The sequence below is a fragment of the Mesorhizobium sp. WSM4310 genome (genome assembly GCF_007003935.1).
Taxonomy (GTDB): Bacteria; Pseudomonadota; Alphaproteobacteria; order Rhizobiales; family Rhizobiaceae; genus Mesorhizobium.
In genome coordinates, this window is record NZ_VFTA01000074.1 from 1 (window position 1) to 7815 (window position 7815).

The following is a 7815-nucleotide window of genomic DNA, read 5'->3' on the forward strand; positions in this document are numbered from 1 at the left end:
TCCCTCCGGAGGGGGGAAAGGTGGCGCTGCGAAGCAGCGACGGATTGGGGGAACCACGTGGCAATCAAGCCTCGGGCCGATCAGTCATGCCAGTCACAGAAGATGTGTGCGTGGCGTAGGCCATCTCTCCCCCCTTTACGAGGGCGAGGAACCCGAGCTGGTGTTGGCCGGCACCGGTCATTTGTCGGCTAATCCGTCGCCAGCGGAAAGCTCACCACCACGCTGAGGCCAGGCGCGCAATCCTCAAGCGCAATCGATGCGCCGTGCAGATCGGCGATGGCCCTGACGAGGCTCATCCCAAGGCCGCTGCCCGGCGTCGAGCGGCTGTGATCCAGCCGGTAGAGCCGCTGGAAGACCTTTTCGCGTTCGTCCGGGGGAATGCCGGGTCCATTGTCGGCGACTGCGGCCAGGACATGGTCGCCGTCGCGCGCCACCGACAGCTTGATCGTCGTGCCGGGCGGGCAATGGCGCAGCGCGTTCTCGACCAGATTGGCGAACATCTGCGTCAACAGTTCCGGATCGCCATGGATGCGGCCGGCGGCCCGATGCAGCTCGACCGACGACAGCGACTTGCCGTCATCCTCGGCCACCTCGGAGTAGATCTCGGCGATGGTTTGCAGGATCTCGCCGAGGCCAACATCGGTGAACCGCGCCTTGCGCGCGCCGGCCTCGATCTGCGCAATGCGCAGCAGCGCGTCGAACGTCTCGTTGATCTGCAGGCTCTCGGCATGCGCCTCGGCCAGTTCACTGGCGACTTTCTCCCCCGACAGGTGCTTTTCCGACGCGCTGTCGAGGATCATCTGCAGCCGGTTGAGCGGCGTCTTCAGGTCGTGCGCGATGTTGGCGCTGACCTGCCTCATGCCTTCGACCAGCGCCGACAGGCGGTCGAGCGCCGCATTGACCTGGCTGGAGACGACATCGATGTCGTCGCCGTTGCCGGTCAACGGAATGCGGGTATCCAGCCGGCCATGCGAGACATCGACCATGGTGGCGGCGATGCCGTCGAGGCGGCGCTGGACACGCGAGGCAAGCAGGGCGCCGCCGGCGACCGCCAGCCCGGTGACGATCAGGGTCGCCCAGCCGAAGCTCATCAGCATGATCGTCTCCAGTTCCTCCGTCTCGGACAGGCTGATGGCGACCGTCAGGGTGTTGTTGCCGACCGCGCCCGAATAGGCGCGGTACTGAGCACCCTGGGGCAGGCCGGGCATTTCGGCGCCGAACATCGAAAAGCCGTCGGGAAGTCCCGCGGCGGTGAAGTTGCCGGCCAGCCGGTTGCCGGCCGCGTCGGTCAGCGAAAACAGCTGCTCCTTCTTCGGGCTGCGCGTGGCGTGGCTCTCGACGGTCTCGACCAGTTCCTTGGGATCATTGTCGGCATGGCTCGCGGCGATGACGGCGTAGGTTTCCTTGATGGTGTCGTCGAGTTGCTCGGCCAGATCGGCGCTCATCATCTGGTAGACGATGGCGCCCGACAGGATGAAGGCCAGCATGAACAGGAAGGCGAAAGTGAGGGCGAGCCGGAACGGTGTGCTGCGCAGCAGGCGAGACCAGCTTCCGGTCATGGCGCAAACGGCGCGTGCAGGCTGTAGCCGGTGTTGCGGATGGTGTGGATGAGCTGGGCCTCGAACGGCTTGTCGACCTTGGCCCGCAGCCGGCTGATATGGGTCTCGACAACACTGGTCTTGGGATCGAAATGAAAGTCCCAGACGCGCTCCAGAAGCATGGTGCGGGTGATCACGCGGCCCTCGCCGCGCATCAGCACCTCCAGCAGGCTGAATTCGCGCGGCTGCAGGTCGATCGGCTGGCCCTGGCGCGTGACACGCCGCATGATGAGGTCCATCTCGAGGTCGCCGACCCGCAGCGTCGTCTTCTGCTCCTGCGCCGCCGGCCTGCGTCCGAGCGCATTGATGCGGGCAAGCAGCTCGGAAAAGGCGAAGGGCTTGACCAGATAGTCGTCGCCGCCGGCCTCCAGGCCCTCGACGCGGTCGTCGATGCCGCCGATGGAGGTGAGGAAGATCGCCGGCGTGCGCACGCCGGCCGCACGCACCGCCTTGATCATCGACAGGCCGTCCAGGCCTGGGATCATGCGGTCGGCGACGATCACGTCATAGTTGCCGCTGGTGGCGGCGAAAAGCGCGTCATGGCCGTTGCGCAGGAGGTCGCAGACATGCCCGGCCTCGGTCAGTCCCCTGACGATATAGTCCGCCGTCTTGTGGTCGTCCTCGACAAGAAGAAGTCGCATCGCTGTTCCGGTTGATCGCCGATATCGGGCACAGGCTATCACCGGCATGGCCCCGTTCCTAGGATGGCACGGACCGCCAAACGCCGAAGCCTAATCCTGTTCCAGCAGGATCTCGTCGGCATCGTCGGCGGTTTTCTTCAGCGTCATGTACAGAACCAGTGCTGCGATGCAGCCCAGAAAGATCAGGCTGGTGAAGGTGGTGCCGAAGCCGAGGCCGCCCTGTTCGGCCGGCTGCGACAGAAGATCGCCGAAGGAGGCGCCGAGCGGGCGCGTCAGTATATAGGCCAGCCAGAAGGCGAGGATGGCGTCGAGGTGGATGAGATAATAGGCAAGCGCGATCAGCGCGATGAGGCCGCCGAACACGAGGCCCGACGTGAGATAGCCCATGTCGAAACTCTCGGCGACGAGATCGCCGGCGGCGGTGCCGAGCGAGAAGGTGAGCAGGATCGCCAGCCAGTAGAAGATCTCGCGCCTCGTGGTGGAGATGGTGTGGATCGACAGCGTCCGCTCGCTTGCGTACCAGACCGCGAAGGTCGCCGCGAGCGCAACCGAGAAGGCGATCGTCGTCGTCTGCAGGCGCACGCCGAAACTGTCGACGAGGTTGTCCGTGATCAGCGTGCCGACGACGCTGATCAGCACCACCGCCAGCCAGTAGGCCCAAGGTATGTAGCGCTTCTGCGCGAACTGCAGGACAAGGGCGACGATCAGCACGCCGGTCATGATCAGCGAGGTGACGGCCAGCCCGAGCCCGAGATTGACGGCGAGATAATCGGCGGCCGTTTCGCCCATGGTGACCGCCATCAGCTTGATCAGCCAGAAGTCGAGCGTGACCTCCGGAACCCTGTTCTGGCTCGGTCCGGTGGTTTTGTTGGGAGAGAGCATGGCCAAGTCCCGAGGTTGCGACCGGATGGAAGCGATCCGGCATCCGACATTAGGCAAGCGACTTCACTGCAGCCTGTCCCGGGGCATACAAATTCGTAAGGATGGCCGTGATTGGCGCAAAAGGCCTTTACGAACGCCGCGTGCTGCGCTGATAGAAGCAGCGGCCTTGTATCCGCCATCAATGGCGCGCCCCAGTGGCTGAACCCGTAATCCGTGGCCCAGGAAGACACGAATGACCTACGCGTCCCTCAAGCCTGTTTCACAGGCCTTCGTGCAGCGAAAGCGGCTGATCTTCGTGCGCGTGGCGGCGATGCTGGCGGTGCTGCTGCTGTTTCTCACCAAGCCGGCGCTCGCCGAGGGCTCGAACGGTCACGAAACGCTCGAATTCTTCGGCTTCTGCCTGGTGCTCGCCTGCGTTACCGGCAGGCTGTGGAGCATCCTCTATGTCGGCGGTAAGAAGAACGAGGAGCTGGTTTCGACGGGGCCGTTCTCGATGAGCCAGAACCCGCTCTATTTCTTTTCGACGGTGGGCGCGGTCGGCATCGGTCTGGCCTACGGTTCGCTGGTGGCGGCAGCCACGCTTGGCGTGGCCAGCTTCCTCATTTTCCGCGTCACGGCGCGCAAGGAAGCCGAATATCTCCTGGGCAAGTTCGGCCAGGCCTATGCCGCCTATATCAAGACGACGCCGCGCTTCTGGCCGAACCCGCTGCTCTACCGCGACGACGACCAGTTGCAGTTCTCGACGCGCGCACTCAAGCGCACCTTCCATGACGGGCTCTATTTCCTCGCCATCTTCCCGGCCATCGAGCTGATCGAGTATTTGCGGCAGACGGGCCTGCTGTTCCCGGCCTTCGTCACGCTGTACTGATCGGCCATTGTCCGGCTAATTTACGGGCCATGCAGCACTTCGAGGAGCCTGTGGTATCGGCTGAAGGCGAAGGGGCCAGTATGACGGTCTTCACGGCCGGACACGCGGCCGTCTGGGCCGACCTGATCGCGGCGGTGCCGGCCGAGGCTGGCGATCGCCTGGCGGCGCTGCGGGAGATCGCCGGGGTCACCGGCGTGGCGCACTACAGCGAGGGCCGCCCGGAGGCGATCGTGGTCGGCCAGCGCCGGCCGGCGGCAGCAATGATGCGCATCGCCCTGTTCTGGTCTGCTCCGAACTTCATCGCGAGTGACGGCCCGCGCCTGCTGGAGGCGCTGGAGAAGGAGGCGCTCGCACAAGACGTGCTCTGCCTGCGTGCCGACGAGGATATGGTGCAGCGCATCGGCGGCCAGTGGCAGCGCCGCGACGGGTTCCTGCAACGCTGGATCGGCAACGAACCGGCCGGCCGGCAGGGGCAGGTTCCGCCATCCTGGCCGCAGACGGCGGGTTTTACGTGCGGGCCGTCGGCGCTGGCCATGGCGATGGGCGGGATCGCTCCGGCCTTGTTGCCGGACCGGGCGCTGGAGGTCGAACTGTGGCGCGAGGCCACCACCATCATCGGTCCGAGCGGTCCGGGCGGCTGCGACCCCTACGGCCTGGCGCTGGCGGCGCGCCGGCGCGGCCTGCGGGTCGAAATATTCATGAGCAGCGCCGAACCGGTCTTCCTCGACCGGGCCAGCTCGGAGGAAAGGCGCGGGCTGATGCGCTTCGTGCAGGCCGGTTTCAAGCGCGAGGCCGAAGCCGCGTCATTGCCGGTCGAGACGCGCGCCTTTGCCGTCGAAGAAATCGGCCAGGCGCTCGATCGTGGCTTGTCGGCGCTGGTGCTGATCGATCAGGCGCCGATGATGGGCCACACCTGCCCGCATTGGGTGCTCGTCCATGGCCATGGCGACGGCGTCTATTTCCTCAACGATCCCTGGATCGAGCCAGACCGGCTCGAACAGAAGATGGATGTCGTCGACCTTCCGGTTCGGGCGGCGGAGCTCGACCGGATGGCCTGGTACGGCAACCCGGCCTATCGCGCCGCCGTTCTCGTTGGGCCGGGACCAGTCACCCGGAAGCGCTAGGCTCCCAGCGGATACGGCATGTAGCCGACGAAGCCGGCGATCTTCCAGCTGCCTTCGACCTTGCGGCAGAAATACAGCGTCTGCCATTTCAGCCGGTCGACGCTGCCATCCGCCTTGGCGACGGAGCCGTCGAACTTCTTGTGCAGCACGGCGCGGTCGCCGTCGACGTCGATGTCGCGCAGATTGGTGACGCGAAACAGCGCCTCGCGCAGCGGCTCCGCGAATTTGGTCGCCGCCGTCTCCCCGGCCTGGCGCAGCCACTCGTCGCGATAGATCTCCAACCGCGGGAACTGCAGCCGCCAGGCATCGGCATTGGCGAGGAAATGCGCATGCATGCCGAAGAAGCTTTCGGCGATGAAATCGTGCTCGACCATGGACCAGTCCTGGCCGATGAAGGCGTCGATGTCGCGCCGCACCAGCATCTCCCACAACGCATGGCGGTCGGCATCGCCTGAAGGAAACGGGTTCTTGTCGAAGGTCATTCTCGGTTTCTCCGGTCTGGCGCAGGCATGTGTCCGTGGCGGCGCGCAGGCCGCCCGGCCGGTGCGCACGATGCAAGCGCTTCTGTAATAAAGCAACACGGATTTCGACGAATGTTGCTTTCCAACAAAGGCCCTATCGGGACCGCCCCGATCGCGGTAAACCTGCGCGGAAGCGGGCGCCGCCCTGGCGCCCTGCCGCGTCACCAGAGGAGGCGATCCCTTGCCCAAGCAGACTTTTGGAACATCCCATGTGCCGCTGTCGCCCGCCGTGCGGGCCGGCGACTTCGTCTATGTCTCGGGCCAGGTTCCGGTCGGCAGCGACGGCATCGTGGTCAAAGGCGGCATCACCGAACAGACCGAGCAGGTGCTCGCCAATGTGAAGGCGGCGCTGGCCCTGGCCGGTTGCACGCTGGACGACGTGGTGAAGACCACCGTCTGGCTGGAAGACGCGCGCGATTTCGGCGCCTTCAACGCGGTCTACGCCAGGCACTTCCCGAAGAATCCGCCGGCCCGCAGCACGGTCGAATCGCGGCTGATGATCGACATCAAGATCGAGGTCGAGGCGGTTGCCTACAGGCCCGTCTAGGAGCGACCGTTTGGAATTCTGCTCCGGCGGACATCCAGCGGCGTTTTCCGCGCTTCCCCGTTCTACTGCGTGCGGTAGAACGGAGCTCACGGACCCAAATGTCCGCTCCGCTCCGGTTCTCGAAACCACCACCATATGACTCGCCAGAGCGAATTTCGAAACAGTCTCTGAGAAGGCAAAGCAACGAACCGGAGGTTCCCCTCATGCAATTCGACCTCCTGCTGAAGGGCGGACGGCTCATCGATCCGGCGTCCGGCATCGATGCGCCGCGCGATGTCGCCATCGCCAATGGGCGGGTCGCGGCGGTCGACGCCGATATCCCGGCGGATCGCGCCAATGAGGTGGTCGACGCGGCCGGCTGCATCGTCGCGCCTGGCCTGATCGACCTGCACAGCCACGTCTATTGGGGAGGCACCTCGCTTGGCGTCGATGCAGACCGGCTCGCCGCCAAAAGCGGCACCACCACCTTCATCGATGCCGGCAGCGCGGGCGCCGGCAACTTCCTCGGCTTCCGTCGCCATGTCATGGAGCGCTCCCGGGCGCGCATCCTGGCCTATGTCAACATTTCCTTTGCCGGCATCTTCGGTTTCTCGCAGTCGGTGTCGGTCGGCGAGTGCAGCGATCTGCGGCTCTGTGAGCCGCGCGAGGTGGTCGCCGCCGCGCGCGAGCACGCCGATGTCGTCGTCGGCGTGAAAGTCCGCTCCGGCAAGCATGCCGGCGGCACCAGCGGCATCGCGCCGGTCGATCTCGCGCTCGAGGCGGCCGACAAGGCCGGACTGCCGCTGATGGCGCATATTGACGAGCCGCCGCCCGGCCGCTCGGAAGTGCTGCCGCGCCTGCGCCGCGGCGATATCCTCACCCATTGCTTCCGGCCGTTCCCCAACGCGCCGGTCTTCGCTTCCGGCGCGGTGCGGCCCGACATGCGGCTGGCGCGCGAGCGCGGCGTCATCTTCGATCTCGGCCATGGCATGGGTTCGTTCGATTTCGAAGTGGCGCGCGCCATGCTGGCCGAGGGGCTGGCGCCGGACGTCATATCGAGCGACGTGCATCTCTACTGCGTCGACGGGCCGGCCTTCGACATTCTGGTCTGCATGTCGAAGCTGATGGCGCTCGGCATGCCGCTGGTCGAGGTGCTGCGCGCCGCGACGCAAGCGCCGGCGCGGGCGATCGCCAGGCCGGACCTCGGCACGCTGGCGGTCGGCACCGTCGGCGACGTCGCTGTCCTTCGCCGGCTGTCCGGCCGGTTCACCTTCGTCGACGCGGTCGGCGCCCCGCTGGTCGCCGAGCAGCGGCTGGTCTCGCAAGGCATCGTCATCGGCGGCACCTGGTGGCCGAACGAGGCGGTGAACGATGTCAGCGAGACCGAGCGTTTCGAGGCGCATGTCGCGCATACGCATGTCGAGGTTGCCGCCCGGCATTTCGGGCACCGGCACGATTAGCCGATCTCCCGTCGTGGGATGGCCGGTAGGGTTGTGCCTGTCCTGTGGCGGCTGCGCGTTGGCGATGGCTTCCCCCACTCCGTCGCTGCTTCGCAGCGCCACCTCTCCCCCCCTCCGGAGGGAGAGGAAGGGAGCCAGCCCGGTTAAGCTCGCGCCTTTCCTCTCCCCCGCCGACCGGGGGAGAGGTGGGGGGGG

The 7815-nt window shown here is 66.0% G+C and carries 8 protein-coding genes; 4 read left to right on the top strand and 4 right to left on the bottom strand.

All coding sequences use genetic code 11. The annotated features are described in order from the left end of the window. Positions 1 to 188: 188 nt before the first annotated feature. From FJV80_RS34155 to FJV80_RS34165, 3 genes are all read right to left on the bottom strand, one after another. Positions 189 to 1559 carry an ATP-binding protein gene (locus FJV80_RS34155; protein WP_095775588.1) on the bottom strand — a complete coding sequence of 457 codons (1371 nt, stop codon included), beginning with the start codon at positions 1557 to 1559 and terminating at the stop codon, positions 189 to 191. Next, positions 1556 to 2239, bottom strand: a complete 684-nt coding sequence (locus tag FJV80_RS34160; protein WP_142878485.1) for a winged helix-turn-helix domain-containing protein — start codon at positions 2237 to 2239, stop codon at positions 1556 to 1558. The genes FJV80_RS34155 and FJV80_RS34160 overlap by 4 nt, the downstream gene beginning before the upstream one ends. 90 nt (positions 2240 to 2329) lie before the next feature. After that, the gene (locus FJV80_RS34165) at positions 2330 to 3121 is read right to left on the bottom strand and encodes a hypothetical protein (RefSeq protein ID WP_142878486.1); all 792 of its coding nucleotides are present in this window, start codon (positions 3119 to 3121) and stop codon (positions 2330 to 2332) included. 232 nt (positions 3122 to 3353) lie between these two features. Between FJV80_RS34165 and FJV80_RS34170 the strand changes: the two genes are divergently transcribed. Together FJV80_RS34170 and FJV80_RS34175 are read left to right on the top strand one after the other, a co-directional pair. Continuing rightward, positions 3354 to 3989: an isoprenylcysteine carboxylmethyltransferase family protein gene (locus FJV80_RS34170; protein ID WP_142878487.1), complete on the top strand. Its 636-nt coding sequence runs from the start codon at positions 3354 to 3356 to the stop codon at positions 3987 to 3989. Between the two features lie 80 nt (positions 3990 to 4069). Beyond that, on the top strand, positions 4070 to 5113 hold the full coding sequence (locus FJV80_RS34175; RefSeq protein WP_246689113.1) for a peptidase C39 family protein: 1044 nt from the start codon (positions 4070 to 4072) through the stop codon (positions 5111 to 5113). Here FJV80_RS34175 and FJV80_RS34180 read toward each other — a convergent pair. Beyond that, the gene (locus FJV80_RS34180; protein WP_142878489.1) at positions 5110 to 5595 is read right to left on the bottom strand and encodes a hypothetical protein; all 486 of its coding nucleotides are present in this window, start codon (positions 5593 to 5595) and stop codon (positions 5110 to 5112) included. The two genes, FJV80_RS34175 and FJV80_RS34180, sit on opposite strands and share 4 nt — an antisense overlap. A 220-nt stretch (positions 5596 to 5815) precedes the next feature. On the opposite strand from FJV80_RS34180, the gene FJV80_RS34185 reads away from it, so the two are divergent. After that, positions 5816 to 6181 (top strand): RidA family protein, encoded by a 366-nt coding sequence (locus FJV80_RS34185; RefSeq protein WP_095775664.1) that lies wholly within the window; start codon positions 5816 to 5818, stop codon positions 6179 to 6181. A gap of 203 nt (positions 6182 to 6384) precedes the next feature. Then, entirely contained in the window at positions 6385 to 7620 is a 1236-nt protein-coding gene (locus FJV80_RS34190) for an amidohydrolase/deacetylase family metallohydrolase (protein ID WP_142878490.1), read from the top strand. Positions 7621 to 7815: the final 195 nt, after the last annotated feature.